Origin of the sequence: Allobaculum sp. Allo2 (assembly GCF_022701175.1) — a bacterium.
GTDB classification, from domain to species: domain Bacteria; phylum Bacillota_I; class Bacilli_A; order Erysipelotrichales; family Erysipelotrichaceae; genus Allobaculum; species Allobaculum fili.
On sequence record NZ_CP078088.1, the window covers coordinates 1,930,978 to 1,957,612 of the forward strand.

Annotated in this window: 26 protein-coding genes and 7 pseudogenes; 8 read left to right on the forward strand and 25 right to left on the reverse strand. The window is 50.1% G+C overall.

The genetic code is table 11. From position 1 onward, the window contains the following. Positions 1–53 precede the first annotated feature (53 nt). The 4 genes from KWG61_RS10845 to KWG61_RS10860 all read right to left on the reverse strand — a co-directional run bounded on the left by KWG61_RS10845 (position 54) and on the right by KWG61_RS10860 (position 2,546). Entirely contained in the window at positions 54–614 is a 561-nt protein-coding gene (locus tag KWG61_RS10845; protein WP_242743725.1) for a hypothetical protein, read from the reverse strand. 152 nt (positions 615–766) lie between these two features. Further along, positions 767–1,240: a hypothetical protein gene (locus KWG61_RS10850; protein ID WP_242743726.1), complete on the reverse strand. Its 474-nt coding sequence runs from the start codon at positions 1,238–1,240 to the stop codon at positions 767–769. Continuing rightward, a complete protein-coding gene (locus tag KWG61_RS10855; protein WP_242743727.1) occupies positions 1,159–1,602 on the reverse strand; it encodes a hypothetical protein in 444 nt (147 codons plus the stop codon). The genes KWG61_RS10850 and KWG61_RS10855 overlap by 82 nt, the downstream gene beginning before the upstream one ends. Continuing rightward, the gene (locus KWG61_RS10860; RefSeq protein ID WP_242743728.1) at positions 1,491–2,546 is read right to left on the reverse strand and encodes a hypothetical protein; all 1,056 of its coding nucleotides are present in this window, start codon (positions 2,544–2,546) and stop codon (positions 1,491–1,493) included. Before KWG61_RS10860 ends, KWG61_RS10855 begins: the two co-directional genes overlap by 112 nt. A 285-nt stretch (positions 2,547–2,831) precedes the next feature. Here KWG61_RS10860 and KWG61_RS10865 point away from each other — a divergent pair, with 285 nt between their 5' ends. Both KWG61_RS10865 and KWG61_RS10870 read left to right on the forward strand, forming a co-directional pair. Then, positions 2,832–3,332 carry a hypothetical protein gene (locus KWG61_RS10865; RefSeq protein ID WP_242743729.1) on the forward strand — a complete coding sequence of 167 codons (501 nt, stop codon included), beginning with the start codon at positions 2,832–2,834 and terminating at the stop codon, positions 3,330–3,332. 91 nt (positions 3,333–3,423) lie between these two features. Then, positions 3,424–3,603: a hypothetical protein gene (locus tag KWG61_RS10870; RefSeq protein ID WP_242743730.1), complete on the forward strand. Its 180-nt coding sequence runs from the start codon at positions 3,424–3,426 to the stop codon at positions 3,601–3,603. A 388-nt stretch (positions 3,604–3,991) separates the two neighbouring features. Here the strand turns inward: KWG61_RS10870 and KWG61_RS10875 are convergent, their stop codons facing one another. The 4 genes and pseudogenes from KWG61_RS10875 to KWG61_RS10890 all read right to left on the reverse strand — a co-directional run bounded on the left by KWG61_RS10875 (position 3,992) and on the right by KWG61_RS10890 (position 7,106). Continuing rightward, positions 3,992–5,332, reverse strand: coding sequence for an IS66 family transposase (locus tag KWG61_RS10875; RefSeq protein WP_367614319.1), 1,341 nt, complete (start codon positions 5,330–5,332; stop codon positions 3,992–3,994). Positions 5,333–5,765: 433 nt separating this feature from the next. Then, entirely contained in the window at positions 5,766–6,029 is a 264-nt protein-coding gene (gene tnpB, locus KWG61_RS10880) for an IS66 family insertion sequence element accessory protein TnpB (protein WP_242743731.1), read from the reverse strand. A gap of 1 nt (position 6,030) precedes the next feature. Then, positions 6,031–6,252 (reverse strand): hypothetical protein, encoded by a 222-nt coding sequence (locus KWG61_RS10885; RefSeq protein WP_230268117.1) that lies wholly within the window; start codon positions 6,250–6,252, stop codon positions 6,031–6,033. A gap of 78 nt (positions 6,253–6,330) precedes the next feature. Next, a pseudogene (locus KWG61_RS10890) lies at positions 6,331–7,106 on the reverse strand (ZIP family metal transporter). A gap of 281 nt (positions 7,107–7,387) precedes the next feature. Between KWG61_RS10890 and KWG61_RS10895 the strand changes: the two are divergent. Continuing rightward, positions 7,388–7,648, forward strand: a complete 261-nt coding sequence (locus KWG61_RS10895; RefSeq protein WP_242743732.1) for a hypothetical protein — start codon at positions 7,388–7,390, stop codon at positions 7,646–7,648. After that, complete coding sequence (locus KWG61_RS10900; RefSeq protein WP_242743733.1) at positions 7,645–7,917, forward strand: hypothetical protein; 273 nt, start codon at positions 7,645–7,647, stop codon at positions 7,915–7,917. The genes KWG61_RS10895 and KWG61_RS10900 overlap by 4 nt, the downstream gene beginning before the upstream one ends. 123 nt (positions 7,918–8,040) lie before the next feature. Here the strand turns inward: KWG61_RS10900 and KWG61_RS10905 are convergent. From KWG61_RS10905 to KWG61_RS10915, 3 genes and pseudogenes are all read right to left on the reverse strand, one after another. Then, a pseudogene (locus KWG61_RS10905) lies at positions 8,041–9,553 on the reverse strand (IMP dehydrogenase). Between the two features lie 268 nt (positions 9,554–9,821). Then, positions 9,822–11,447: an alpha-amylase family glycosyl hydrolase gene (locus tag KWG61_RS10910; protein ID WP_242743734.1), complete on the reverse strand. Its 1,626-nt coding sequence runs from the start codon at positions 11,445–11,447 to the stop codon at positions 9,822–9,824. Beyond that, entirely contained in the window at positions 11,375–11,980 is a 606-nt protein-coding gene (locus KWG61_RS10915; protein WP_242743735.1) for a hypothetical protein, read from the reverse strand. The genes KWG61_RS10910 and KWG61_RS10915 overlap by 73 nt, the downstream gene beginning before the upstream one ends. A gap of 826 nt (positions 11,981–12,806) precedes the next feature. On the opposite strand from KWG61_RS10915, the gene KWG61_RS10920 reads away from it, so the two are divergent. Continuing rightward, complete coding sequence (locus tag KWG61_RS10920; RefSeq protein WP_230268122.1) at positions 12,807–14,174, forward strand: lyase family protein; 1,368 nt, start codon at positions 12,807–12,809, stop codon at positions 14,172–14,174. Positions 14,175–14,381: 207 nt separating this feature from the next. Here KWG61_RS10920 and KWG61_RS10925 read toward each other — a convergent pair whose 3' ends face one another. The 4 genes from KWG61_RS10925 to cls form a co-directional block, all read right to left on the reverse strand. Continuing rightward, entirely contained in the window at positions 14,382–14,600 is a 219-nt protein-coding gene (locus KWG61_RS10925) for a hypothetical protein (protein WP_242743736.1), read from the reverse strand. Positions 14,601–14,618: 18 nt separating this feature from the next. Next, entirely contained in the window at positions 14,619–15,014 is a 396-nt protein-coding gene (locus KWG61_RS10930) for a DUF1700 domain-containing protein (protein WP_242743737.1), read from the reverse strand. A 53-nt stretch (positions 15,015–15,067) separates the two neighbouring features. After that, positions 15,068–15,349, reverse strand: a complete 282-nt coding sequence (locus KWG61_RS10935; RefSeq protein WP_242743738.1) for a PadR family transcriptional regulator — start codon at positions 15,347–15,349, stop codon at positions 15,068–15,070. Positions 15,350–15,754: 405 nt separating this feature from the next. Beyond that, complete coding sequence (cls, locus tag KWG61_RS10940; protein WP_242743739.1) at positions 15,755–17,161, reverse strand: cardiolipin synthase; 1,407 nt, start codon at positions 17,159–17,161, stop codon at positions 15,755–15,757. 548 nt (positions 17,162–17,709) lie between these two features. On the opposite strand from cls, the gene KWG61_RS10945 reads away from it, so the two are divergent. The 3 genes and pseudogenes from KWG61_RS10945 to KWG61_RS10955 form a co-directional block, all read left to right on the forward strand. Further along, complete coding sequence (locus KWG61_RS10945) at positions 17,710–18,060, forward strand: hypothetical protein (RefSeq protein WP_242743740.1); 351 nt, start codon at positions 17,710–17,712, stop codon at positions 18,058–18,060. After that, positions 18,057–19,837: pseudogene (gene ppk1 / locus KWG61_RS10950) on the forward strand (polyphosphate kinase 1). Before KWG61_RS10945 ends, ppk1 begins: the two are co-directional and overlap by 4 nt. 272 nt (positions 19,838–20,109) lie before the next feature. Next, a pseudogene (locus tag KWG61_RS10955) lies at positions 20,110–21,315 on the forward strand (DUF4317 family protein); the annotation flags it as partial. 136 nt (positions 21,316–21,451) lie between these two features. Here the strand turns inward: KWG61_RS10955 and KWG61_RS10960 are convergent. The 10 genes and pseudogenes from KWG61_RS10960 to KWG61_RS10995 all read right to left on the reverse strand — a co-directional run bounded on the left by KWG61_RS10960 (position 21,452) and on the right by KWG61_RS10995 (position 26,367). Next, positions 21,452–22,253 (reverse strand): annotated as a pseudogene (locus KWG61_RS10960) (TIGR00266 family protein). Between the two features lie 60 nt (positions 22,254–22,313). Continuing rightward, positions 22,314–22,568: an HAD hydrolase-like protein gene (locus tag KWG61_RS17635; protein WP_367614203.1), complete on the reverse strand. Its 255-nt coding sequence runs from the start codon at positions 22,566–22,568 to the stop codon at positions 22,314–22,316. Positions 22,569–22,576: 8 nt separating this feature from the next. Then, positions 22,577–22,954 (reverse strand): annotated as a pseudogene (locus KWG61_RS17640) (HAD family hydrolase); the annotation flags it as partial. Further along, positions 22,924–23,166 carry a hypothetical protein gene (locus KWG61_RS10970; protein WP_242743742.1) on the reverse strand — a complete coding sequence of 81 codons (243 nt, stop codon included), beginning with the start codon at positions 23,164–23,166 and terminating at the stop codon, positions 22,924–22,926. The gene KWG61_RS10970 and the pseudogene KWG61_RS17640, both read right to left, overlap by 31 nt. A gap of 212 nt (positions 23,167–23,378) precedes the next feature. Next, positions 23,379–23,840: pseudogene (locus tag KWG61_RS10975) on the reverse strand (flavodoxin family protein); the annotation flags it as partial. A gap of 431 nt (positions 23,841–24,271) precedes the next feature. Then, positions 24,272–25,297, reverse strand: coding sequence for a glutamate-5-semialdehyde dehydrogenase (locus KWG61_RS10980; RefSeq protein WP_367614372.1), 1,026 nt, complete (start codon positions 25,295–25,297; stop codon positions 24,272–24,274). Beyond that, the gene (locus KWG61_RS17645) at positions 25,207–25,527 is read right to left on the reverse strand and encodes a hypothetical protein (RefSeq protein WP_367614204.1); all 321 of its coding nucleotides are present in this window, start codon (positions 25,525–25,527) and stop codon (positions 25,207–25,209) included. Before KWG61_RS17645 ends, KWG61_RS10980 begins: the two co-directional genes overlap by 91 nt. After that, positions 25,524–25,949 (reverse strand): hypothetical protein, encoded by a 426-nt coding sequence (locus KWG61_RS10985; protein WP_242743743.1) that lies wholly within the window; start codon positions 25,947–25,949, stop codon positions 25,524–25,526. Before KWG61_RS10985 ends, KWG61_RS17645 begins: the two co-directional genes overlap by 4 nt. Further along, a complete protein-coding gene (locus KWG61_RS10990) occupies positions 25,946–26,095 on the reverse strand; it encodes a hypothetical protein (RefSeq protein ID WP_242743744.1) in 150 nt (49 codons plus the stop codon). Before KWG61_RS10990 ends, KWG61_RS10985 begins: the two co-directional genes overlap by 4 nt. Then, complete coding sequence (locus tag KWG61_RS10995; protein WP_242743745.1) at positions 26,095–26,367, reverse strand: hypothetical protein; 273 nt, start codon at positions 26,365–26,367, stop codon at positions 26,095–26,097. The genes KWG61_RS10990 and KWG61_RS10995 overlap by 1 nt, the downstream gene beginning before the upstream one ends. Positions 26,368–26,635 lie beyond the last annotated feature (268 nt).

A 26,635-nucleotide genomic window follows, 5' to 3' on the forward strand; every position in this document is an offset into this window, starting at 1 on the left:
TTTCCTTCAGTTTTCTGCCGCACTTAATGAGTCCGCCTGTTTCGCAGACTTTTTCATTTTTCCAGAATGGTACGGAACTGGTGCGAAGACCCGTTGATTTTCGGAAGCAGACGCTGGAGTACGGCGTAGTCGAGCGCCATCGTGCCGGCATCACTATAGGCCTCGTCTTCATCGGGTACAAACCAGCGCAGAGCGGTCAGCACGTATTTGCGCAGCGCGCTTTCCGAACGGATGGAAACCGTAAGTCCGGCTTCCTTGAACAGAGCGGCCAGCGACTGATACACGTCTTCAAGCGCGCTTGGCAGCGTCTGGCTGTCTTCCTGCGGCAGGAACACTTCGTCAAGCTGTTCGTGCGTAATCAGCGAAGAGCGGAATTCGTCTTCCAGAAGCGGTCTGGCCGGCTTGAGCAGCAGACGCTTTTCCGGCATCGTAATGACCCAGGCACGGTCCAGCAGACGGCTGCTTAACGGTTCGGTCGTGTGGTCGGACTGAATGGCAGCCGCAAAATGCAGAGTCCTCGGAATTTCAAACGTATACGTGTCGCCCAGCGCGATCGTACCGCGGATGGCGGCGTTTTCTTCCATGGACATGAAGTCGGCCCAGTAGTATTCCATGCTCGACAGGTTGGCATCGTCGAGAAGGACGAGCGCCGGGAGCGAATCCGAGCCGCTGTTTCCGCGGCTTTCCTGATTCAGAATGCTGAGCAGATCAAACAGACGCGGATCCGCTTTTTCAAAGGAGCGGGTCAGCGAGTTGTAAAAGCCGATCAGATCGCGGCGGCTTGACCAGCCGCGTTCGACGCTGACGGAGACAAAACGGGAGCAGTACGGAAACTGCGGATGACTTTTTCAAGTTCTGCCGGCTGATCGAGGTGAAGCGCCTGCGCCGTAACGCGGCAGATCGACGTTTTTCCAGAGCCTGGCTGACCAGTAAAGATAGTCAGGAAGCCCTGGGTCAGGCAGATGAGAATGTTCAGAATTTCATTGCGGGAATATTCCGGACGGCTTTTCTGCATCGTGAACACCAGATAGTCCACGAGCTGTTCCTTCGAAAGGAAGGATCGCGGCATGGCCGCAATGGCGCGGGACGCCTGCTGGTAAATTTCCAGCCGTCTGGCATTTTCCAGACGGGCGGTATGTTCCATGAAGCGTTCGGAAATCATATCGTCAAATGAGATTTCCAGCGTTTTCTGGCTGGAGCGTTCGAGCAGTTCATCGAGTTTTCCCTGCAGGCCTTCCATCTGTACGTTGAGATCGGCAATGCTTTTTCACGACGCGCAATTTCTTCCTGCAAGTAGGACGATCTTGCTTCCAGGTTGGCCACATCCTTGCCGATATTGGCCTGCCGCAGCGCTTCCTGGAATTCTTCTTCGGCTTTGGCTTTCATGGACTTGAGCTGATCGAGCTCTTCCTGATAGCGTTCGAGCTGCTGCTTTGGCTGCAGGATTTCCAGCTCATCGACGGCTTTCTGGAGTTCTTCCTTCTGCGCCTTCAGTTCGCTGTTTTTCTGCTTGAGCTGGCTTGTAAACGTGACGTATTCCGAATACGCAGGGAGCGCTTCGACAAATTCCTCATTTTCGAGCAGCTCATGAACCATATCCATATAGTCAGGATCGTCCTTGCGGGCCTTGAACATTTCCGGAATGAGCGAGGAAAGTTCATTAAAAAGTTCGCCGTTTTTGCGGACGATTCAAAGATCGCCTGAAGCCGCTTTACCCGCTCCGCAGCCAGTGCGGCCGGAATGTCCTTGCCGCTGATCAGCGAGTTCTGGTAACTGGCCAGCAGACTCGCAAACGCGGCGGGATCGACACCGATAGTTTTCGCCGTTTTTCCCTTGATGGATGCGGTAAAGTTTTCGATCAGTTCCTCATCGGAAATGGTGTCGGTCGGACACGGTTCGATGCCTTCGCCTTCGATGCGGACATAGCCGCGCGTCACATCGATCTGTTCCAGCGTATGGATCCGATCCGCCAGAGAAGGCGAATACAGATAGCCGGAAATAATGGAGTTTTTCTGATCAAGCGAAGGATAGATCACCAGTTCATCGAGATCTTCGTCGTAACGGACCCGAAACGGACCGACGAGCGTATTTTCGATCGGACCTGGAATCATGACCCGCATATCTTCGTTGACGTCGCGGGTATTCAAAATCACCGTTGAATCTTTACGCCAGTCCCCTTCTACGGCTTCCTGGGGCAGCGCATAGTACCAGCCCACATCTTCCATGCGAAGAATCGATCCGGAATACTGCTTGAACACATCGAGTTTCCAGGCGGAAGGATAGACGCTCCCATCGCTTTTCAAATTTGGAATGAGCTTATCGCTCTGAAAATCAATAATGACGTCGTCTCCGTCCTGAAACAGATCGTCTAAACGCATCGATGTCGAAGAGGAAAACAGATTCAGGTTGGGATACTGCGATCCCGGAAGAATCTTCTCCACATCTTCATCGCTCAAACGAATAAATTTGTCTTTTTCATAAATGTACGTCGGATAAAAATTCACATAAAATCCGCTGGTTCGAATTTCTCCTACATAGCGCGGCATAGTTTCATTCCTTTCCTGCCTTTCGGCTGAATTAATTTGATTATAGGACCGATCCCGGCCAGATTTTACGTTAAGCCGCTGAATTCAGGGATGTTTAGAAAAATATAGAAAAGGCGCTCCCGCTTTCCCTATAATTGAATCGGTCTGTCCAGTCGCTTGATATTCAGCGCAGGCAATCTTGAATGTTTACGAATGTATTATTTCGTATTCGTTAAAATTGCGGTCGTTTAGGCAGCCGATCTGCACCGCTGCTTTAGGCGCTGGCTGGAGAAAAGAGGAAAATGCATGCATTTTACATTTAAGGAAATCGAATACTACAAACCCGATGGAAAACCCGACATCTGTCTGGAATGCTTCAGCGTAATCGACCTGAATGTCTATGAACTACTTGAATTCAGCCGCGACAAAAACAAGTGCTACTACTGGGCTTTGAAAAGTCAGATTACCGGCGATGTGAAAGCCTACATCACTTCGGTCTACTACATCGACGGCGAAAACAGCCTTACCGGAAAGCCGACGTTTAAAATCGTGCACGGTTTTGAATACGAAGACCCGCGCGAATATCACTGTCCGCGCTCGGTGCTCGACCGGCTGACGCCGACCACCGATCCGCGTGCCCTGCAATGGCGGCGCAAAGCGCAGTACGCGCTCAATCAGGCAGCCCTGCTCAATCAGAAATTTATCGAAGAACACCAGAAGGCGCAGCAGGAGCCGGATTTCTTGGTCCCTGCCCTGACTTCTTCTGTGACTGCGCTGATTGTTCAGGAAGAGAAGCTTCCCTTTTGACCGAAGCAAAACCAGATAAGGTACACGATATGAAAAAGAGGAAAACCAGACATACGCTTCAACTTCCCGTTCTCTTCTCAAAACCGACGCGGTGCTGCTTCCGCGCTCCCGTCATCAGACACCGAAACGCCGTCAGGTCCTTCTTGCGCCAAGACGTCTGAAAAAAGCAAAACGGCTGCCCAGACGACCGAGCAAGGATCATCCTTCCTTTACTGCAGGCAAACCAATGCACTTTCAGGGCAATGTCCTGCTGCTGAATCTGAAATATTAAGCGTACCTGTATCCTTTTCGCAATGGATTTTTGCGATTCTCTTTTCGCGACAGAGGATGACGCCTTCCGGCTGAATCCCTCCTGCCGACTCCATCCGCAGAAAAACCGGACTTTTCCGATCGTTTTCGATCCGGCAGAGTCCGGTTTGTTTGTTTTTCTTTATGGCGATTTTGGACTGGCCGAATCGTAAGCGTCAAATAGAACCCGTCTAGAAATCGAGCGCAGACTCCTTCACAATTTCCGTGAAGACGTCTGCGCTCTTCTTTATAAAAACTGCTCGACCGACTGCCCAGTGGGCTGCTGGTTGAGCAGTTTGAAGGCTTTTGTCTGCGAAAAGCGTTTGGCCACGAGAAAAGGCCAGAATTTCTTCTGGCTTTTTCGGATCTCTCTAATTTTCTTCCCTTTCCACATACAGATCAGCCGGCAGCGTTTTCGAATATGGAAGCAGCCCCTCAACGATATGGTCCTGGAGTCCCTGTGTGGATAAAACATCCAGAACATAGACCAGATACTTTCTTGGATCCAGGCCGTTGAGAATAGCGCTCTGCAGGATCGTGAAGCAGATGGCTGTGGCTTTGGCTCCTCTGAACGTATTGGAAAACAGGAAGTTCTTTCTGGCCATTACGAATGGCTTCACCATTCGCTCGCACGCATTGTCATCGATTGGAGTTGCTCTGTCTTCTAAGAAAGCAGCTAATTCTTTTCGATTTTTGACGAAGTATTCTGCAGCTTTCTTCAATTCTGACTTTGGGGCTGCGCCATCGTAGATTTTCCACATCAGGGCTTCGAGGGCTTCGAACACGGGACGGCTTTCCTTATCTCTGCGGATCTGAATCTGCTCAGGGGTTTCGTGCAGATTTTTGGCTGTCCGTTCGATTTTATAAAGCTTCTGGAACAGAGCGAGGGCTTTCAGGGTCAGGCTCAGGCCCAGGTTCTCTTCCTCCTCCAGAAACTTCGTTTTCTCTTCATCACTCAGTTTCAGATACGCTTTGTAATCCCTGCGTGTTTTGAGGTGATCCGTGAGCTTGCGTCTGGCATGCGCCATACAGAAGGCAAGCGTGGCGTCCTTATATATCCTGTGTACATCCGCTGCGTCACAGATGATTGTTCCGGAATAGTCCGGAGAAAGGAAATCCGCAAACGCCTGCTTATCTTTGCGCTCGGTGGCGTGATAAACGACCAGCTGGTGATTTTCCGCCCAGCTGGTACGGGTAACAATAATGGTCCCCATCTTGTTGCCCCCGCTTTTCGAGCTTTCTAATACGCGTAAAGGCGTCTCATCCATATGAATGTGTCCGCTGTGTTTCAGATCTTTTACCATGCGGTTGTATATCGACTCCAGATACTGTTCCGAAGTTTCTATTCCCCAGTTGCTCATTGTCTGTCTGGTCAGATAGAGCCCCTGCCTGTTGACATCCTGCTCCTGACGGTAGAACGGAAGGCCAAGCACGACTTTGTCGGAAATGATTTTCCCTGTCAGAGAAGGGGAAGCATAACTTCCTGGAAACAGCTTGGATGTTTCTGGCTTAGCCTGGAAAATATGTGTCTCTCCGTTTTCGTCTTCATACAAATAAACAGGGTAAATATCGCGCTGTACATACCACTGTGCAGGAACGTGAACGATCTGGTCATAAACAACAGACTTAAGCTGGACACATTTATCTTTAACCGCTTCAAACTCTGGACCGGTCGGTTCGATGGTATTGGTGATCTTAGGAAGATCATTGATATTGTCGTGAAGAGTTTTCTTTTGCCCTTTTGAGTCTGAACGATTTCCTCATCCTCCTGTTCTTGAGAAAGATTCTCAAGGACAGACGCTGCTTTAGAATTGGCATCAAGATGCCCTTCAGGAAGGTTCTCAAACAGAGAAGGCATTCCCTCCGAAGAAGTCCCAAACCGCTCATTCCTGCTCTTGATTCTCTTGATGAAGTTGTAATTGAACATCTCGGAAATCTGAGCGGTTATTTTGAGAAGTTCTTCTTTGGAAGCATCTTTGAACATCTCTAAAACATCTTCTTGTTTCACTCCATCCGGGCTTTGAATAAGACGGAGCAGGCTGGAGAAATCATTTTTCATGCCTTAACTATATCATATAATTCCATCTATATCAATTAATATTGAATATTATAAAATTAATATTATTCTTATTTAGTATAAGCAGATTATATCGAAAGGATATGCAGAATCGTCAGATCAGAGGAACAGGGAGTCGTTTTCTTGTAGACCTTTCCCGTCTCCATGTTCAGACCGTCCAGCAGCCAGTTCAGCTGCTGGGATGTGATCGACACGATCCCATCTCCTGTAATTCTCCAGTCGAAATGTCCGGAGTTGAGAACCTTGTAGAACAGCCAGGTTCCCGTTCCGTCATAGTACAGGCACTTGATGCGGCCCTTTGAGCGATTGGTGAAGCTGAATTTTGATTCCATCTTATTTTTCCTCCTGAATGACGACTTTGAAGAACGCCAGATCTGAAAGCTCTGGCGCCTTTTTCTGTTCAAGCTTTTCTACCGATTCGACGCAATGAACCATGCGTCGAAAACGGGTATAGTCCAGATCTCGAGTCCGACAGAACTGTTTCATAGTCAGTTCGGGATGAAGATAGAAATCTTCGAGAAGTGTTTCCCACTTCATAAGGGTTTCGAGTTGCATAAAAACCTCCGATTCAGAATAATTTTCCGAGATCGGAGGGGTGGCGCTAGACGGGTTCTATTTGACGCTTACGCCGAATCAGCCAAGGAGCGTATCAAGAATCATCATCAGTACAAAGCCGCCCGAAAAGTAGAGCGTTGGCAGATTGGAATGTTCGCCCTGCACCATTTCCGGGATGAGTTCTTCCACTACCACATACAGCATCGCCCCAGCCGCAAAGCTTAAAAACCACGGAAGCAGCGGAACGATCCAGCTTTGCATGGCCAGAGTAAGCCCAGTGGCCAGCGGTTCGACAGCGCCGGAGAGCGTGCCAAACCAGAACGCCTTCCAGCGCGAATAGCCGCTGCCGTGAAGCGGCATCGAAATGATCGCGCCTTCCGGAACGTTTTGGAGGGCAATGCCAAGGGACAGTGCCAGAACTGCGGAAAACGAGATCAGATTCGTGTTCAGCATGCCAGCCAGCGTCGCTCCGACCGCCATGCCTTCCGGAATGTTATGCAGAGTGACCGCCAGAAACAGTTTCGTACGCTTTTTCAGACTCGAATGCGGGCCTTCTTCTTCCAGCGATCCCGGATGAATGTGCGGCGTAATGGCATCGAGCACAAGCAGAAAAAGAATGCCCAGCAGAAAACCGCCGGCAGCCGGCAAAAGGCCATTCTGCCCATCGGTTCACTCTGTTCCATGGCCGGAATCAGCAATGACCATACTGAAGCGGCAGTCATTACTCCGGCCGCAATGCCGGAAAAGCAGCGATTTACCAGCTGTGAGAGCGGTTTGCGCACAAAGAAAACAAATGCTGATCCAGCAGCAGTTCCAAGCAGCGGAATAAAGGCTGCCAGCAGAATACTGTTCATTGCAGATCCTCCATTTATTACTGAAGCCGGTTCTCCACAAAACCGGCTAAAAAGAAAAGCGGCTCCGGCAGAAAAACTGCTTTCAGTCTATCAGCGAAAGGACATTTTACCGACGGATATGAACGGCTCGTATAATACATTTGCCTGTCGAATGGCAGACTATTGATGAGAAAAACTTCAGAATATGTTTAGACGGACATTATCGAAAGACGCCATGATGGATGATAAGCTCAATTCATGAGAAATGGAATTTAAAATAAATTCCAGCAAGGAGAATCCCTGTGAAAACAATCCATCCTGCTCCACTGCCCCGCTCTTCTTCCCTGCGGCTTTACAATCTCATTTTCCCTCTGTTTTTCTTCTTTGTAGTTCCAATCACCTGGATCTGGCCGCTGTTCATTTTCGGCAATCTGGCAATCGACTGCGCCGTTCTCCGCTTCTGTCTTAAGCGCTTCAATCCTCGAAACTGGAAGCAGGGCTTTAAAAAGACCTGGTGGAAGGTCTGGCTGCTTGGGTATCTGGGGACGTTCTGGGCTGCGTGATTCTGTTTGCGATTGGTTTTATTCCCTATTCCGAAACCCTCTATCCCATCGAAATGGCGGTATACTACAACCCCTGGTCCCATCCGGTTGGACTGCTTCTGGTCTGCCTGACGATTATCCTGGCAGGATTTGCGCTCTATTTTCTCGATTCCCGCCTGGCTCTTCGAAAGAGCGGGCTTTCCGTCAAAGGCAGACGGAAAGCAGCTTTGATCATCTCCATAGCGACCGCACCTTATGTGCTGCTGATTCCGACGTCTCTTTTCTTCTGATCAGTCAGCCGGCTTATCACTCAGTTTTTGCAGATTTCCGCCTGTGAAATCTGCATTTTAATTTTTCCCATTTAAAAGGCAGACCGCCGGGGTCTGCCTGTCCAGTTAACAAAATGATTGGAATTACATCTGCCCGGCGTCGACTTTATCATCGCGGACGAGTACGTCATGGGCACCGCCCTCAGAAATCGATACAGCCGAAACCAGGGTAACTTTCGCGTTTTTCTGGAAATCCGGGATGTTGGTAAAGCCGCAGTTGCACATGGTGTGCTTGATCTTGGAAATCGTCAGACCGACGTTGTCCGCCAGTGCGCCGGCATATGGTACGTAGGAGTCAACGCCTTCGACAAAGGACATCTTGCCTTCGCCGCCGACATCATAGCGCTGCCAGTTGCGGGCACGGGCACTTCCTTCGCCCCAGTACTCCTTCATGTAGTTTCCGTTTACGCTTACTACTTTGTTCGGCGCTTCCTTGAAACGGGCAAAGTAGCGGCCCAGCATAACGAAGTCTGCACCAAAGGCAAGGGCGAGCGTCATGTGGTAGTCCTGAACGATACCGCCATCGGAACAGATTGGAACGTAGATTCCAGTGTTTTCGAAATATTCATCCCGCGCTTTGGCGACTTCGATTGTCGCGGTCGCCTGCCCGCGGCCGATGCCTTTCTGCTCGCGGGTGATGCAGATGGAACCGCCGCCGATACCGATTTTAACGAAGTCCGCACCGGCTTCAGCCAGAAAGCGGAATCCGTCGCCGTCAACAACGTTGCCGGCACCGACTTTAACGGTGTCGCCGTATTTTTCGCGAATCCATTTGATCGTATCGGCCTGCCAGCAGGAATAGCCTTCGGAAGAGTCAATAACGAGGATGTCCGCACCGGCTTCTACAAGAGCAGGAACGCGGTCCTTGTAGTCGCGGGAGTTGATGCCTGCACCAACGAGGTAGCGTTTGTGCTCATCCAGAACTTCGTTTGGGTTTTCCTTGTGCTGTTCGTAGTCCTTACGGAAAACGAACGCTTTCAGGCGACGATCCTTGTCTACGATCGGCAGCTGGTTCAGTTTCTTGTCCCAGATGATGTCGTTCGCTTCGCCAAGCGTGAGACCTTCATCGCCGACGATCAGCTTGTCATAGGGCGTCATGACATCCTTGACTTTCGTGTTGTCGAGATCTACGCGGGTTTCGCGGAAATCACGGGAAGTCAGAATGCCGACGAGAACGCCGTCTTTTTGCCGTTTTCCGTAACGGCCATTGTGGAATGTCCGGTCTGCTGACGGATCTGGATTACTTTGCGCAGCGTATCATCAGGAGAAACGTTCGCATCGCTGCCGGTAAATCCAGCTTTGGTGGCCTTGACCTGACGAATCATCGCAGCCTGACTTTCAATCGGCTGAGAACCGAAAATAAAGGCGACACCGCCCTCGCGAGCCAGAGCGACCGCAAGATCCGGTCCGGACACCGCCTGCATGACCGCACTGGTCAGCGGGATGTTCAGGGAAAGCGCCGGCTTTTCCCCTTTTTAAATTTCACCAGCGGCGTTTTCAGGCTGACTTTATCCGGGGTATCTTCTGGTCCGGTATAGCCTGGAACGAGAAGGTATTCCGCAAAAGTGCGGGAAGGTTCGCTGAAAAATTTTGCCATATTGTTCCTCCTGTATGCATGCAATTCGAATGGGATTTCTGTCTGCTGGCCGACTTCGGCCAAATCTCATTTTCTCTATTTTATGCGGATGCGCCGTCCTGTCAAAAAGCAGAGGCCAAACCTCTGCTTTTTGACAAATTTTTCAATTTAAGAAACAAAATGAAATGCCCTTTCGCTCCTGAAAAGGACTGAAAATGGAAAGCTTTCGGGCATTATTCCGGTTTTGGCCCGACTTTCGCCCGTTTCCACTCGATTGGATCCGGCCGTCTTATGCAGCTTTGGACACGGAAGCTTCAGCTTCTTCAGCCGTCTGCGGCTTTTCAAACGTCTCTTCGAGAACGACGACAGTGCCGATCGGTCCAATCTGAATATGACGGGCCTGTTTCTCGTTCAGATGGTTCACATCGTAGAGAACTTCCCCTTCCTTCGTCAGATCGTAATGGAACGTCTCATGCGTCGGGTTAAAGAACAGAATCATTTTCTCGTTTTCATCCTGCGTCTGATACACGAGCACTTTCGAATCGAGATCGGATACATGAACGTTATGCATAATCGCTTCGCTACTCGTCAGACGCAGCGAAGAATGTTCGCGCCGGATTTTAACGAGTTCCTTGAATTGATCGACCATCGGCTCCATCGTATCGCGGCGATGGTAGTCGATCATGTTGTAATGATCGGAACGATTGTACGTGTTGTCGAGATTGTTTTTGGTCCGGCCGAATTCCTGGCCGGAATGAATGAACGGAATGCCCTGCGCAAACAGAACCATCGCGTTCGCCAGAACCTGACGGCGTATGCGTTCGCTGCGCGGCATGCCTTCGCATGCCTTGCGGTTTTTATCCCAGAGGGTATGGTTGTCGTGGCATTCGATGTAGTTGACCGCTTTAAACGGCGCATCGTATCGGCCTTCGAGAACCGATGCGCACATGACCTGCTTGGCATCATGCAGAAGGCCGAGGTTGCCTGCCGGATAGCCGGCGTCGCTGATCTGACCCGACGAGCCGCGAATGACTTCGCGGAAGCGGTCCGAAAAATGACCGACCAGCGGCATTTTGGCCTGATTGTTCTGGGAAGCCCGGATATCGTGCGGTACAAAGCTTGGCATGTCCCAGCCTTCCCCGTAAATCATGAAATCCGGTTTGCGCTTTTTCGCTTCTTCGGCAATCGTGTTGAGCAGCGAGCAGTCCAGTACGCCCATCAGATCGAAGCGGAAGCCGTCGACATCGAAGACGTCAATCAGCTGCATGGCCGCATCGATCAGGTAGCGCCGGCTCATTTCCGGACGGGAATCGATATCGTTTCCGCAGTACGATCCGTTGGAATAATTGCCTAAGGAGTCCATCAGGAAGAAGTAATCCGGAACCATGTTTTCCAGCGCGTAGCCGTCACGGTTCCATACGTGGTTGAATACGAGATCGAGCGTGACTTTAATGCCCGCTTCATGAAGCTTCTGTACCATCTGGGCGAATTCAAGAATGCGGCGTTCCGGATCGAACGGATCGGTCGAATACGAGCCTTCCAGCGCGCGGTAGTTCGCAGGATCGTAGCCCCAGTTGTAATAGAGCGACGGATACTCTTCGTCGACGCTGCCAAAATCCAGAACCGGCATCAGCTGTACGTGGGTAATGCCCAGTTCCCGAATATACGAAAGGCCTGTACGTTTCTGTCTGGTTGTGGCGTTTTCCTGTACAAACGCCGGGAAGGTTTTCGGATTTTCAACGCCGATTTCCTTCTGGGCGGTCATATCCCGAATGGAACATTCGTAAATGATCGCATCGGTCTGGTGCGCCATCGGCTTTGGTTTGAAGCGTTCAGGCATTTTCAGCAAGGAGAGATCGTTGACCTGCGAGCAGCTCGTATTGACGCCGGTAAAAGATTGTACGGATCGTGGCATTCACGAATGCTGCCGTTGACGTTCATGCGATAGCGGTAAAGCTTATGCAGCAGATCGCCTTCGACGCAAACGGTCCAGCAGCCTTCTTCATCCCGTTCCATCGGGACAGCCTGCCGGTTTCCTTCTTCATCGAGTAAAACAAGTTCCGCCCAGCTGACGACGGGAGACCAGAAACGGAAAATCGTCTGCTCAGGCGTGTAGTGACAGCCAAGCGTATTCAGATCGACGGCCGGCCAGGCGTTCGCAAATTCCGGCGTCTTAACAATATGGCTGTATTTGGCCGGTGCGGTCCGGCAGTGTCCGGAATACAGAACGTAGTCCCGTCCGATTTCCAGCGGGGCATCCACCGTACACGTATACCGAATGTGGGTAATATTATCTGTCTTTTCCTGTATGGTCAGAGGAACAATTTCACCGTGTTCATCTTTCAGATGAAAGGTCTGACTGTTTCCCTGATAAAAATTCTTGTCTATATAAACATGGACGCAGTTATATCCATCGATATAGCATTCCAGGTTATCCTTCATTCTCATAGGCATCTCCTTGCCTGTGTCACAACCCTCAGAACCGCAGAGCGGCAGAGGCTAAACGGGCTGAATTTTGTCGTTTTCAACAAAATGAAATTCAATGACTGATCATACAAGCATTGATTCCGGAAGACAAGAAGATCGATTTTCTTTTCCGCTTCTTCCCGCTTTGAACGAGAACTTATATCAATACGTAGTATTACCAAAGAAACATCGGACGTAAACACGATATTCCAAGTTAAAAATAATGCGATTGACCCGGAATTACTTTACAGAAATCACAGATCAGTTTGTACATTTCAAACCAGGTCTTCATATGCTTTGTTAAAAATGGTCCTCAACCGACGTTTCGTACGCGCTTTCCCATCAGAATGGGATCCAGTATTTTCGAGCTGGAGTGTTCCAGACTGTCGATGGCGAGGCTTTCCTCTTCTGATCCTACCGATTTGAAGAAAAGATGTACTCCAGACACCCGTTTTTGCGCTATTAAGACATCCTCCTGCTGTCCAGCAGCGCGCTGTTTTCAAAGAAATCCTGATTTTTCTATCCAGTCTCTCCTTCTCGCTGCCGGCATTCACGAGAGCGTACGCAAACACTCTTTTCTTCATTTTGCGCGCCAAAGTACGCAAGAAAGCGCCGGCGAAATTCAGGAACGTCTGGAAAAGCAGGACGAAACGATTTCGTATGGATAAAATGACAGGGATAAGAGCCTGTCGAAAACGAGGGGCTCGCCCGATGCCCCTGCGCAGTCTGGAAAAATTCCCTTTCCAGGGCAGGTCTCCGGTACAGATTTCATACATAAGCAAAAAGAAGAAAGAGAAAAGGAGAACTCATGGAATACAGAATCGAACACGACGTTTTAGGCGAAGTCAAAGTTCCGGCGGATGCGTGCTGGATGTCCCAGACGCAGCGCTCGCTGGAAAACTTTAAAATCGGCACCGAAAAGATGCCGACTGAACTCATTGACGCCTTTGCGTATTTGAAAATGGCCTGCGCCATTGTCAATGAACGCAATCACAAAATCGATCCGGCGCAAAAAGAAGCCATCGTCGAAGTGTGTCAGGCCATTCTGAACAAAAAGCTGACCGGCGAATTTCCGCTGGCCGTCTGGCAGACCGGGTCGGGGACGCAGACCAACATGAACGTGAACGAAGTCATCGCACATGTCGGCATGAAAAATCATCCCGGACTCTCTCTTCATCCAAACGATACAGTCAACGCGTCCCAGTCTTCCAACGATACGTTCCCGAGTGCCCTGCACATAATGGCTTCGTCCATGACGCGAAAGCTGCTTCTTCCTGCAATCGATGAATGCGTGGACGTTCTGAAACGCCTGGAAGAAGAAAACGCAGGCATTATCAAAATTGGACGGACGCACCTGCAGGATGCGACCCCGCTGTACGTTTCGAATGAAATCAGCGGCTGGCGGTCCATGCTGGAACATTCCCGCCGTCATATCGAAGCGGTTCTTCCCTTCGTCAACGAACTCGCCATCGGGGCGACCGCGGTCGGCACCGGACTCAATGCGCCGCAAACCTTTGGCGCAGATGTCTGTGCGATTCTCGATTCCATGACCGGCATTCACTTCAAACCGGATCCCAACTATTTCCACGCCCTTACGTCCAAGGACGCCTGTTCCCTGCTTTCCGGCGCCGTCAAAGGGCTGGCGGCCAACATGATGAAAATCGTCAACGACGTCCGCTTCCTGGCCAGCGGTCCGCGCTGCGGAATTGGCGAACTGGAAATTCCAGCCAATGAACCTGGTTCTTCCATCATGCCGGGCAAAGTCAACCCGACCCAGTGCGAAGCCGTCACCATGGTGGCCGTACAGGTCATGGGCAACGATGCCGCTATCGGCTTTGCGGCCAGTCAGGGCAATTTCGAACTGAACGTCTTCATGCCCGTCATTGCCTACAACCTCAACCAGTCCATCCGCCTTCTGGCCGATGCGATCGTCTCGTTTACTCGCAACTGCCTGGAAGGACTCAAAGTCAACCGGCAGAAAACCGAGGAAAACCTCGAAAACTCGCTGATGCTCGTGACGTGCCTGAATCCGGTCATCGGCTACGAAAACGCAGGCAAGGCCGCCCGATATGCTTTCGAAAACAATCTGACGCTCAAGGAAGCGGTGCTGAAACTGGGCCTTCTCGATGAAGCCGCCTTTGACGAACTCGTTCGTCCGGAAAAAATGGTGCGCTAAACCATCCGATTTTCGACGCGGCTGCCCCATCTTCCAGCCCCTCAAAAATCCAAAGGATATTCGATCCTCCAGAACGTCTTCAGCTCTGGCTTTCAGAAATAAGATCAGGTATCCAGTATGAATCGACTGTTTGTCGGAAAGCGCTGAACGATTCAAATGGCGGGAAATGCACGAATTCGATGATAAGCTTCGTGCAAAATCAAATCTTCAGAAAAACGCCGGACGCAAGGCCATCAGGCCGCCGCGTCCGGCGTTTCTCGTTATATTCGATTCAGTTATATACAATCCAGCTTTTTCTTTGTCTGGCGCATAGACTGAACAATCACCAGGGTAAGTTTCCAGAACAGCCATCCAAGGACAAAAACGATAGCCCCCATCAAAATCGAAAGGGAAGAAATTCGATGGCACTTGCAGAATACGAGCCAATGTGAATTCCGATTTCTTTCATTTCATATCCCATGAAATGGGCTGCGAGTTTGACCACGCCCGCAAGCGGAAAAAGCGCTCCAGCTGCCATAAAGCCGATCCCGCTAAGGCCTGTAATGGGCAAAACAAACATACCGCCAAATCCTGCAAGGCTGTAAAAGCAATTACAGCACTCAGCCTACGCCAGCTAAAGCCTCTGCTTTTGGCAACAGCTTCTCCTGAATACGCTTTAGCAAGTTCCTTAGGATTTCCCAGGCGATTAAGAATCTGTTCTGCGGACATTCCGCGGGTATGCAGTTCCAGCATTTCACTTTTGATTTCTTTTACAATGTCGGCACGTTCGCAAGCAGTCATTGGGTTCAGACTGGTGTCGATTTTTTCGAGATATTCATTCAGTGATTTTTCCAGTTCCATGGTCTTTGGCTCCTTTGGTTTCCTTAATCGCGTTTTGCAGATTTTCCCATTCCTCAGACATGGCCAAAAGATATTCCATTCCTTTTCGGTAATGGAATAGTACTTTCGCGGCGGCAGCCCTCAGAACTCTCCTGCCAGAACGAGGAGATATATTCCTCTTTCATTAACCGTCTGAGCAGCGGATAAATCGTATTCTCTTTTGCGGCCAGAATCGGATACTTTTCCAGTGTGCTGATCATTTCATATCCATAGGATGGCTGCTGCTTTATCATTGCCAGAACGCAGAATTCCAGTGTCCCGCGCTTAATCTGGGATTTCCAATCCTCAATATTCATGTACGGTATCTCCTGTATATACATCGTACTACACAGTACTTAAGAAGCCGATCGTATATCAAATAATTTATTTTTAACTATATATGTATAAAACAGTCCGGCAACATCTCATCCCTTTCGCTGAATGCAAGAGAGGAAAGTCTCCTTTTCACTGCGCATTTACGAAAGACATCGCACAGAAATCAAGGACGATCGTCATAGATCCATAGATCGAAAGGGCGGCCTGAGAAGAAAGAACGCTGGTCGCAGAGATTTTCATCCCCTGGCCCGGCTGCTTTCCCTGCCGTTTCCTTTGCCAAAGAAAAACCAGATTCTCTCGCAAAGAATCTGGCCTTCGTACACATTCAAAATGGAAACGGTGCAAGTCTTCTACAGAATAGAGCTCGCCCGTATTTGATCCCGCTTTTAGAGCAGCGGAGAGAAAATTTTAAGGAACAGACGATACTGACGAACAAACCAGTTGGTCTCTTCAATGGAAGAGAGCGTAATCAGTTTGGAATCACGGAAGATCTGTTCAAAATCGCGTTCGATTTCGTCAATGCAGGCGGGATCGTACATCCACATGCCACATTCGTAGTTGGTGTAGTAGGAGCGGAAGTCCATGTTGACCGTTCCGGCCAGCGCATGTCTCGAATCGACAAGCGTGACTTTTCCATGTATGAATCCTGGGGTATATTCATACACCTTCACGCCCTTTTTCGTAAGAATTTCGGAGTTGGCCTTGGTGACTTCATACACAATTTTCTTGTCGGGGATACCAGGAACGACAATGCGTACGTCGACACCGTTCTGTACGGCCAGCTCCAGCATGCTGACCATGTCGGAATCCAGAATCAGATACGGGGTAGTAATCCAGCATGTACGGTTGGCGGAGTTGATCAGGTTGAAATGGAATTTGCGGCCAAGCGTCTTGTCGTCGGTCGGCGAATCGAAAAACGGAATGACAAAGCCCTGATTTTTAAGCCGCGGAAACTCGCTTTCGTGCCGGATATAAAATTCATACGGCGTGTTTTCTGGCGAGTCGTAGTTCCACATCTGCAAAAACGCGATGACAAACGGTTCGACCGCCGGGCCCTCGACACAGACGCCCATGTCCTTCCAGTAGCCGAAGCGTTCAATGCGGTTTACGTATTCGTCCGCGATGTTGCTTCCGCCGGTGAAGGCGATTTTTCCATCCACGATGATCGTCTTGCGATGGTCGCGGTTGTTCATCTGCATCGCCAGCTGCGGATGGATCGGATTAAAGGCGTGTACTTTTATTCCTTTCGCCTTCAGTCTGGCCTGAAAGTCTTCCGGAATGTTGATCAGGCAGCCAAAGTCATCGTAGATCAGACGGACATCGACGCCTTCGGCCACTTTCTGCTCCAGAACGGCGAGCAGCTCATCGAGCACGCTGCCTTCGTCGATGATGTACGTCTCGATGAAGATGTACTCTTCCGCCTTGCGAATGGCTTCCATGAAGCCTTCAAACTGCGCTTCGCCGGTCGGAAAATACCGGACGGCGGAATTGGTATAGACCGGGAAATAGCCGTTGTTCCAGGCCATGTCGGTCATTCGCCGCAGCACCGGATCCTGGATCTCGGACTGGTTGAGGGTTTTCAGATTCTGCTCCGCGTATTCCTGATAGTCCGCATAGGCCTGTCTGTCCTGAATCATCAGCGCTTTCGGAATCTTGGTACCGCCAAAGAGCAGATACAGCATGCCGCCAAAAAACGGAAGGGCCATGATCACAAAGACCCAGAGCAGTTTGGACGACGAGTCCGAATCGCGGTTGATGACCGCAATGGAGACAACGACGCTCAGCGCGAGCATCGTATAGTAAACAGGAAGAAACTCATGGGAAAAATACGTCAGTAAAAGAAGCAGGATCAGCAGCTGAAAGGCTAAAGCCGCAGCCAGATACAGGGCTTTGGACTTTAGAATTTTCTTAAAAACTTCACACTCTGCCTCCTCTTTTCAAACATGTGAACAATTCACTATTGACTTAGTATAACAAGCTTTCCACGGAGTTTCCCTAGGGAATTCTTAAGGGATTGCTAAGAGTTCGCAAACCTCAAAAGACGCCAGACATCCACTCATGCATCACAAAGCGCCCAAATGCCGGCATCAGCCGGCAGACCGTCAAAAATCCACTACAATATCGATGAGCGCAGTCAAAGGCCGGCGCGCCCTGCGAAAAACCTGTCTGATCAAGCCGACAGAATTGCAGAGTCTGTATACCTGATAAAAAGAAAACAGGAAAATTTTTTTCAAAAGCAGGATTCAATATCCTGTCTGATGCGAAACCTGAGTCTGGCCTTCGCGCTGCATACGGCTGCATTCAGCCCTTAACCATACACAGTACAAGGAGTGTATCTCCTATGAAAACTAAGAAATACCCCTTTACCCAGAACCGCGAAATCAGCTGGCTGAAATTCAACCAGCGCGTTCTCGAAGAAGCTGCCGATCCGTCGGTCGAACTTCTGGAACGCATGAAATTTGCGGCGATTTTCACGTCCAACCTGGATGAGTTTTTCATGGTCCGGGCAGGATCCTTAATGGATATGTCTCTGGTCGATAACGATCAGATCGATTCAAAAGCGGCATGTCCCCTTCCGAACAGCTGCAGGCGATTTACGAAGAATCCGCCAGACTGTATAAAATGCGGGACAACGTCCTTCACAATCTGCGCAAGACGCTTCGCGAAGTCCAGATCCAGCCGATGTCCATGAAAAATCTGAACAAGAAGCAGTCCAAGCTGATCGCGAAATATTTTGAAAGCGATCTGGCTCCGCTTCTCGCTCCGCAGATCATCGACGTTCACCATCCCTTCCCGTTTCTGATCAACAAGGAACTGTACATTTTCTTTTCGATTATCGAAAACGGAAAGACGCGCTACGGCATCGTTCCGATTCCGTCCTATTTGCCGCGCATCATTTATCTCAACGAAGAGAAACCGAATTCATGCTCGTTGAAAATGTCGTCCTCGCCTTTCTCGAAAAGATGTTTCCTAAATCCCGGATTCCCTTCAAGACGATCATTCGCGTAACCCGCAACGCGGACATCAACCTGAACAGCGCCGACATTGAAGACGATGAAGACTATCGCTCCTACATGAAGACGATTCTCAAAAAGCGCATGCGTCTTTCTCCGATTCGTCTGGAAATCTACCGGGATACTGATCCAGCTGCAGTGGACTATCTTTGCCGGCAGCTGCATCTGTCCAAGGCGCAGGTCTTCCTGTCCAAGCGTTCCCCGCTCGATCTTTCGTACGTTTTCCCGCTGATCGACGCGCTGCCCGCGGATATTCGCAAGGCCCTTTCCTACAAGCCGTTTGTCGCCCAGACGGACCGCCGTCTGAATCCGGAAGAACCGCTCATTCCGCAGATTCTCGATCATGACGTTCTGCTTTCCTATCCGTATCAGGACATTGATCAGTTCATCCGACTGCTTGATGAAGCGGCGACAAATCCGGACGTGCTCTCCATTTCGATCACCATTTATCGACTGGCGAAAAACTCCAAAATTGTCCGGGCCCTCTGCCGCGCCGCGGAAAACAGCAAAAATGTCACCGTCCTGATGGAACTGCGTGCCCGCTTTGACGAACAGAACAACATTCAGGCCGCTGAACGTCTCGAAGAAAGCGGCGTCAGCGTTTTCTACGGCTTTGAAGACTACAAAGTCCACTCCAAGCTCATGCAGATTACCCTCAAATCCCGCGGAAAAATCCGTACGATCACCCAGATCGGTACCGGCAACTACAACGAGAAAACGAGCCGGCAGTACACGGATTTCTCGCTCATTACCGCGGATGAGCAGATTGGTCAGGACGCGACTGAATTTTTCAAGAACATGAACGTCGGCAACCTGGCCGGTTCGTACAAGAAGCTGATCGTTTCCCCGTTCGGTCTGAAAAACGCGATTTTACAGAAGCTGGACGAACAGATTGCGCTCGCAAAAGCCGGAAAGCCGGCCAGAGCCTGGTTCAAGATGAACTCGCTGACCGACCTCGATCTGATCGCCAAACTGTCCGAAGCCTCTCAGGCTGGGGTCGATATTAAAATGATCGTTCGCGGCATCTGCTGCATTCTGCCCGGACTCGAAGGCTATACCGATCACATTGAAATTCACTCCGTAGTCGGCCGCTTTCTTGAACACGGACGCATTTACATCTTCGGCATCGGCGAATCGTGCGAAGTGTACATCGCTTCCGCCGATTTCATGACCCGCAACACCGAGCGCCGCGTAGAAGTCGGTGTTCCCATCGAAGATCCGCAGCTGAAAAAGGAGCTGCTCGAGTATTTTGAAACGCAGTTTAACGACAGTCTGAAAGGACGCCGTCTGCTCCCTTCCGGCTCCTATACGAAAATTTCGCCCGAAGGCGATGAGATGATCAACAGCCAGCAGGCCTTTATCGAAAAGGCGAAGGAATACAAGTACATTTCAGCTCCTGCTCCCAAAATGAGTTCCCTGTTTGCACGCCTCTTCTCGCATCATCACAAATCCTGAAATCAGCCGGCTCTGGCCGGCTTTTCTGTTTGAGCTGCGATCCTGCGTTCTGCTCGATTCGGTTCGATGAAGACACGCTGTCCTCTCCAAAACGATTTGTGCAGCAAAATCCCGGACAAGGCGAATCATCTTAAGGATTACGATGCAGGCGAAAAAGGTTAATATGGTTCTTGTCACAAAAAAGCACCGGTCCAAACCGACCGGATTCATTTAAAAACGCGCAATACGCCTTAACGAAAGGAAGACGGAAGTATGAATAAAAAGATCTCTCCGAAATCAAGCGGCAGCTCAAGCCCGAAAATGAGCGCCTGATTTTAAAGGGCATTCAGGAAGCCTATGGAAAATACCGGGATGAAGAAGCCCACCTTCTCTTTACCCGCCTCATCGATCCGGAAACGCTCAGCACAGAAGAAGAAGACTTGTATTTTGAGATTTTCCGTAAAAGTCTTTCGGGAACGCCGGGCAAAAACCTGATGGAATATACGTTTGATCCCATGGATCCGCAGGCGGTCGAACTGCAGAAAACACTGTTTGACTACCGCAACGGAACCCTGCTCGAGCCGGAAGTGTTCGACCGCTATGCGTCCGAACTGATTGAAAAAGGTAATTATCGAAACAGCGTATATGTAACGGTCGGCATCTTCGAATACGCTGCACCCAATCTGAATGCGAACCGGGAAGAACTGGAAGGCAATACGACGTATCGTTTCATGATTACCGCCATCAGCGAAGCCAGACTGACCGATATCGGTCTGTTCTATTCCACAAAGGATAACTGCGTTTCCCGCAAGGTTAACGAAGAAATGCAGATCATTCCTTCCCCGCTCGACGCGTTCCTGTATCCATCCTTCAGCGAACGCGCCGCAGACGTCAACCATTTCCTTTATCATTCCAAAACCGCGAAAAAGCCGAACATCGATCTGATTGAACAGTTTTTCCACATTCCGTTCCAGTCGACGGCACCCGAACAGGCCGACGGCTTTGCGCAGGTCATTGCGGATGTATTCCCGCAGGGACTTGATGTCAAAACGGCCATTCAGTTCCACCGCAACGTCTCCGACTTTATTCAAGAGGGAACGGAAGAAGACGCGGTCGTCAAAGTCGATAAAGCGAGAGTGCACGATCTGCTCGATGCGTCCGGAGCAATGGCGGAAAACATGGAACATTTTGATTCCGCGTATACCCGCATTCTGGAAGATCAGGAACTGGCTGCCGTCAACCTCGTGGAAAAAGGCAAAGTCAGCCTGAAATCCCCAGCCATTACAGTCTCGATTAAGGACGATGCCCTCGATCAGGTGCAGACCCGGGTAATCGATGGAAAAAGCTGCCTCGTCATTGAAATTACCGACGAGCTGAAAATTTCTAATCTGCCCGGAACGCTCATCGAGCCGGAACCGAAAAAGGAAGTCCGCGTGATTTCACCTGAAACCGATACACCCAAAGACAATTCGGATCACGGCGACTTTTTCCAGTCCTGATTCAACGAATAACAAAATGAAACAGAAAGAGCTCTGCGTTCGCCTTTCCTCTTTGGGAAAGCGAAGCAGAGCTCTTTTGAACTGGACACAGCCAGCGATCGAACTTTCCGTTTGGCAAAAAGCGATCGCTTTTGAATTACTTGCTGGAAGGCAGGCAGGAAGCCACGGCTGCTGCAAGGTTGGAAAGCGGCATCGTCTGCAAAACGACTTTGCCAGGACCGGTAATGACGGTGTTGAAGAAGCCTTCGCCGCCGAACAGTTTGTTTTTACGCCTTTAACCGTCTCCACATCGATCGAACAGGTCGAATCGATCATTGCTACGTTTCCGGTATCGACGATCAGCTTTTCGCCTGGACGCAGCGTATACGTGTAGTCGGATCCGTCGATTTCCAGAAACACAATACCCGGACCGGTGATCTGCTGCATGATGAACCCTTCCCCGGAGAAGAATCCGCTCATGCCCTTTTTCTGAAAGAAGGTAGAAAGCGTTACTTCCGGCGTGCTGGCCAGAAACGCCCCTTCTGCGCGACGATGGATTCGCCTGGAGCCAGAATTACCGGTGTGATGCTTCCTGGAAAGGAGGAGCCAAAGGTCACCATACCCGGAACGTCCATTGCGGTATAGACGTTCTGGAAAATGCTTTCGCCGGTAAACATGCGGCCAAAAGCTTTCCCGAGGCTGGTTCCGCGCGTTTCCATATTCATGTTTGGTGTCATCCAGATCATGGATCCTTTTTCCGTGATCATGGATTCGTTCGTTTCAAGGTGGCAGATGACACAGGGAAAGTCACCGCCGACAATTTCATATTTCATACGTATCTCCCTTTTTAACTTTGCATTGGGAATACAGAAAAATCCTGTTTCCTTCCGCTTCAGAAACAGGATTTCATACTTTGTATAGTCAAACAATCTATCGTTTCGCAGCCTGTACAGGTTCATCCGTTTTCCACGCAAAATGAACGATATCCCGCGAAACAAACCCGACAGGTTAAGCGAATTCTAAGAATTTTTCTGGAACACTTTAATGTCCGGCGTCCTGCCAGGCCTGAAGAAATTCATTCCAGTCATGGATTTCGCAGACCGTCGGATGACTCTCTTTTCGAACGGATCGTGCTGGCGGTTGACGCGAATCCATAAGGACGGCGCGCCAAAGGCGATCGCACCGAGAATGTCCGCTTTCCACGAATCGCCGATGACCAGAATTTCATCTGGCAACAGCGTCTTGCCAAGCGCCTTGCAGGTGCGGGCGTACACTTTTGAAAATACGACAAGTCCGGTTTGGAAACGCCAAATTCGTCCGAAGTATAAATTTCCGTAAACAGCGTATCCATTCCCGCCGCTTTCAGCCGTTTATACTGACCGCTCTGCTTGCCGTTAGTCACGATAAATAACGGCAGACCGGCTGTTTTCAAAGCTTCTAGTCCTTCGAGCGCTTTGGGCATCGGATGGTTTCCTTCATAAAGCTGATGGTGGAACGTTTCCTCAAAGCCTTCGGGTACGGTCCGCTCAAGACCAAACGCCTTGAACAGATGGACAAACCGGGTTTTGCGCATTTCATCGCGCGTCATTTCTCCCGATTCGATGTGATCCCACAGGCAGGCGTTTTCTCTTAAAAGATCGGATAGTACGCTTCCGTCCATTCGATGCCAAACTTTTGAAACGCATAAACCATCGCGTCCCGCGCGCACAGATCAAAACTCAGCAGCGTCTGATCGATATCGATCCAGACCGCCTGAATCTTTCCGTTTTTCAAAAGCGAAATCAGCCTGGACAGCGACAGGCTGGGTGTTTCTGCTCTGTTTTCCAATTCACTCATGATTTCAGTATAAGCGCCGGCTTTGTATTTTCGCATTCGACGCTGTATTTCTCCTTCTTTCGCAAAAAGCCCTGTCGTTCCAAACAGCAAGTTGAGCCGCTGTAACCCGAGAAAAATCCATGAAAAAGGAGCCGATTGAACGATTCGACACGGCTGGTCGACCGTGCATACGGCTCCTGATTTCTGCATTCGGTTTGAAATTCATCCTTCGATCTCGAAAGGATAAACGAATTGATAAGGATGGCGAGTTACAGGGAGATGCCCAGACGATACACTTCCTGATAAGCCGGATGGGCGATGATGTCGCCTTTTTGCATGACATTGGATCCATAAACGATCGAAACGACACGGCTGGTCGGCAGCGAATCCGTAAAGCCGGTCAGAGAGTTCACGGCTTCTTCCATTTCCGAGCGGTTAACCGGTGCGGTCAGGAAGAAGTAGAAGTCCTTGGCGTCGAAGCCGCTGAAGTAAGGGGTCATGCGGTCGATGAATGTTTTCATCATGCCGGACATCGTATAGAAATAGACCGGAGTTGCCAGAACGATGACATCCGAATCCTGAATGAGCGATACGTACTGATCGACATCATCGGGCTGCTGGTCTTCCCGGTAAAAGTCAAAATTCTGGTCCTTCAGATTGATCCGTACAATCTGATTTTCCGGATTTTCGGAAGCGCCGCGAATGAATTCTGTGCAAAGCAGATCGCAGTTTCCGTTTTCCCGGGAGAGGAATTCACCACAATAATCTTTTTCATGCTCTTTCTCCTTTGAACCTTATATTCTATATTCATTATAGTAAGGCAAATACGAAAACCCATTCATCATGCCTGTCTTCAAATGGGCAGACGAAGGCATGGACAAGGAGGACGGACTATGCATTTTGATCGAATCCGAAAACTGAGTATCACGATTGCGCTGATCATTCTTGTGATTTTACTGGCGGTAATGTTCCGTGCCGTTTTTGAGGGATAGTACGGCTTTCCAGGAATGATCGAAAAAGATATGCGCCGGTTCGTCAGTTCCATAAAAAGCGGCAGACGCTCTGCCGCTTTCAGGTCTCAGGAATTTTTTATACATTACATTTTCTTTTCCGTTCTGGAAAAGACCCAGTCTGCCTAAGCCATTACCTTGGCGTGGAATAATCAGGGACGAATCTGACCGTCGCCGAAAATGATGTATTTGGTTGTGGTCAGCTCTTCGAGACCCATCGGACCTCTGGCATGCAGTTTCTGGGTGGAAATGCCGATTTCCGCGCCAAGACCGAATTCGTGTCCATCGGTAAAGCGCGTCGAAGCGTTGACATATACCGCGGCGGCATCGACCTGATTCAGGAATTTTCGGGCATTCGCATAGTCTCTGGTCACGATGGCTTCGGAATGGCCGGTGTTGTAGGCGTTGATATGTTCGATGGCTTCGTCCACCGAATTTACCGTCTTGACGGAAATTTCATAATCGAGATATTCCCGTCCCCAGTCTTCTTCACTCGCTTCTACGGATTTGGCATGATCGATCAGCGGCAGAAGTTCTTTCTGGGCGTGAATGAGCACCTGATGTTCCGCCAGCTTTTCTTCAAGCCTGGGAAGGAGTGCATCGACGACATTTCTGTGCACGAGCAACGATTCCACGGCGTTGCAGACGCCGACGCGCTGCGTCTTTCCGTTAATGATGATGCGAACGGCCATATCCAAATCGGCGCTTTCATCGACATACACGTGGCAGTTGCCTGTTCCAGTTTCGATGACCGGTACGGTCGCATTTTCCACAACGGAAGCAATCAGACCGGCTCCGCCGCGCGGAATGAGGACATCCACCCAGCGCGAGCAGCGCATGAGTTCCCGGGATGCTTCACGGGAATTGTCCTTCAGCAAAGACGCCGCTTCCATAGGAAGATCAAATGCCGCCAGACTTTCCTGGAGGACTTCCACAATCGACGCGTTGGAATTTGCGGCTTCTTTTCCGCCTTTAAGAATGACCGCGTTTCCGCTCTTGAAACAGAGCGCAAATACGTCCGCCGTAACGTTTGGTCGGGCTTCATAAATGACCGCGCAGACGCCTAAGGGAACTCTCTGTTTTCCGATCAGAAGTCCGTTCGGACGTTTTTCATTTCCAGAACGCTGCCGACGGGATCGGGCAGATCGGCCACTTCCCGCATGCCCTGCGCAATGGATTCAATGCGTGCTGCCGAAAGCATCAGACGATCCTGCAGCGGGAGGGGCATATTGTTTTCCCGGGCGGCTTCCAGGTCTTTCGCGTTGGCAGCAAGAATCCGATCGGTACTGGCGATCAGACGATTGGCCGCATCGAGCAGCACCTGGTTTTTTGTATTGGTATCGAGGGTATTCAGAATTCCGGCGGCGCGGTGCGCCTTTTCGCCGAGTTCATTCATCCAGTCTGTCATTCGAGTTCCTCCAGAAGATCATCAAAGCCCAGTCCGGAAACCGGGTTAGCGGCGAAGAACGTGCCAAGCGGTTCTCCGGCCACAAGATGTTCGATAATTCGAAAGTCTTTCGCGTTCGCAATAATCATGTCGCAGCCGATGGCGCCTGCAATCCGTGCCGCGTGAATTTTGGTCGTCATTCCGCCAGTACCTACTCCGCTTGAGGGGCCTTTGGCCAGCTGGCAGATTTCCTCATTCAGTTCGGCTACCTCGTCAATGAAACGGGCGTCTGGATTTCTGGACGGATCGTCGGTATACAGCCCGTCGATATCGGAAAGCAGGACGAGCAGATCGGCTTTAACCAGCGCCGCTACAAGCGCGGAAAGCGAGTCGTTGTCGCCGATTTCAATTTCATCGGTCGCAATCGTATCGTTTTCGTTCACGATCGGAATGACGCCGAGATCAAACAGTTCTTCAAACGTATTTTTGCGTTAAAGCGGTCTTTTTCATAGCGCATTGTGTGCTTGGTCAGAAGCAGCTGGCCGCAGTTCAGACCGTATTCCGCAAATATTTTCTGATACAGCATCATCAGCCGTGCCTGACCGACAGCGGCACAGGCTTGCTTGCGGAAACCGAATGCGGCCGCTTGGGCAGACCGAGATACTGGGAGCCGACCATGATGGCTCCCGAAGAAACTAAGACGACATCGTAGCCGGCATTGTGCAAAGAGCAGACCTGCCGGACGAGAACGTCAAGCTTATCAAAATTTAATCGGCCGGTCTCTGGGTAAGTCAGAGAAGAAGAGCCGACTTTCACAACAATTCGTTTCGCGTCTTTTACGCGGGTTCTTAAAGATGACATGCGTTTATTGTATCCAAGTTCTAAGATGAGGCCTGAAATTTTTCAGACTTTTGAAAATTTTGGCGCCTTTTTCTTTCACTGCAGCGAAAAACCGACAGCTGCTCACAGACCGAGGCAAGGATGGACATTAAAACACGAAAAGGATGGTTTCAAGCCGCATGCTTTTATGCCCGCAACAGGACGGGTGCAGTTTTCCTTTAGTCCTTGTCCAATGTCATTAAGTTAAAATCGTAAACCTCGCTGAAGTTCCTGCACCAGAGGAGTAGAG

Bases quoted from the DNA above. Each gene is read 5' to 3' on its own strand.
- KWG61_RS10860 (WP_242743728.1), bottom strand. From the start codon at position 2,546: ATGCCGCGCTATGTAGGAGAAATTCGAACCAGCGGATTTTATGTGAAT.
- KWG61_RS10855 (WP_242743727.1), bottom strand. From the start codon at position 1,602: ATGGATATGGTTCATGAGCTGCTCGAAAATGAGGAATTTGTCGAAGCG.
- KWG61_RS10850 (WP_242743726.1), bottom strand. From the start codon at position 1,240: ATGGAAGGCCTGCAGGGAAAACTCGATGAACTGCTCGAACGCTCCAGC.
- cls (WP_242743739.1), bottom strand. From the start codon at position 17,161: ATGCTCGCGCTGAGCGTCGTTGTCTCCATTGCGGTCATCAACCGCGAT.
- KWG61_RS10945 (WP_242743740.1), top strand. From the start codon at position 17,710: ATGAAAACTAAGAAATACCCCTTTACCCAGAACCGCGAAATCAGCTGG.
- KWG61_RS10970 (WP_242743742.1), bottom strand. From the start codon at position 23,166: ATGCGAAAATACAAAGCCGGCGCTTATACTGAAATCATGAGTGAATTG.
- tnpB (WP_242743731.1), bottom strand. From the start codon at position 6,029: ATGGAATCAAAATTCAGCTTCACCAATCGCTCAAAGGGCCGCATCAAG.
- KWG61_RS10990 (WP_242743744.1), bottom strand. From the start codon at position 26,095: ATGATGCTGTATCAGAAAATATTTGCGGAATACGGTCTGAACTGCGGC.
- KWG61_RS10935 (WP_242743738.1), bottom strand. From the start codon at position 15,349: ATGAATATTGAGGATTGGAAATCCCAGATTAAGCGCGGGACACTGGAA.
- KWG61_RS10845 (WP_242743725.1), bottom strand. From the start codon at position 614: ATGGAATACTACTGGGCCGACTTCATGTCCATGGAAGAAAACGCCGCC.
- KWG61_RS10920 (WP_230268122.1), top strand. From the start codon at position 12,807: ATGGAATACAGAATCGAACACGACGTTTTAGGCGAAGTCAAAGTTCCG.
- KWG61_RS10885 (WP_230268117.1), bottom strand. From the start codon at position 6,252: ATGCAACTCGAAACCCTTATGAAGTGGGAAACACTTCTCGAAGATTTC.
- KWG61_RS17645 (WP_367614204.1), bottom strand. From the start codon at position 25,527: ATGACAGACTGGATGAATGAACTCGGCGAAAAGGCGCACCGCGCCGCC.
- KWG61_RS10930 (WP_242743737.1), bottom strand. From the start codon at position 15,014: ATGGAACTGGAAAAATCACTGAATGAATATCTCGAAAAAATCGACACC.
- KWG61_RS10995 (WP_242743745.1), bottom strand. From the start codon at position 26,367: ATGTCATCTTTAAGAACCCGCGTAAAAGACGCGAAACGAATTGTTGTG.
- KWG61_RS10865 (WP_242743729.1), top strand. From the start codon at position 2,832: ATGCATTTTACATTTAAGGAAATCGAATACTACAAACCCGATGGAAAA.
- KWG61_RS10910 (WP_242743734.1), bottom strand. From the start codon at position 11,447: ATGCCACGATCCGTACAATCTTTTACCGGCGTCAATACGAGCTGCTCG.
- KWG61_RS10915 (WP_242743735.1), bottom strand. From the start codon at position 11,980: ATGAGAATGAAGGATAACCTGGAATGCTATATCGATGGATATAACTGC.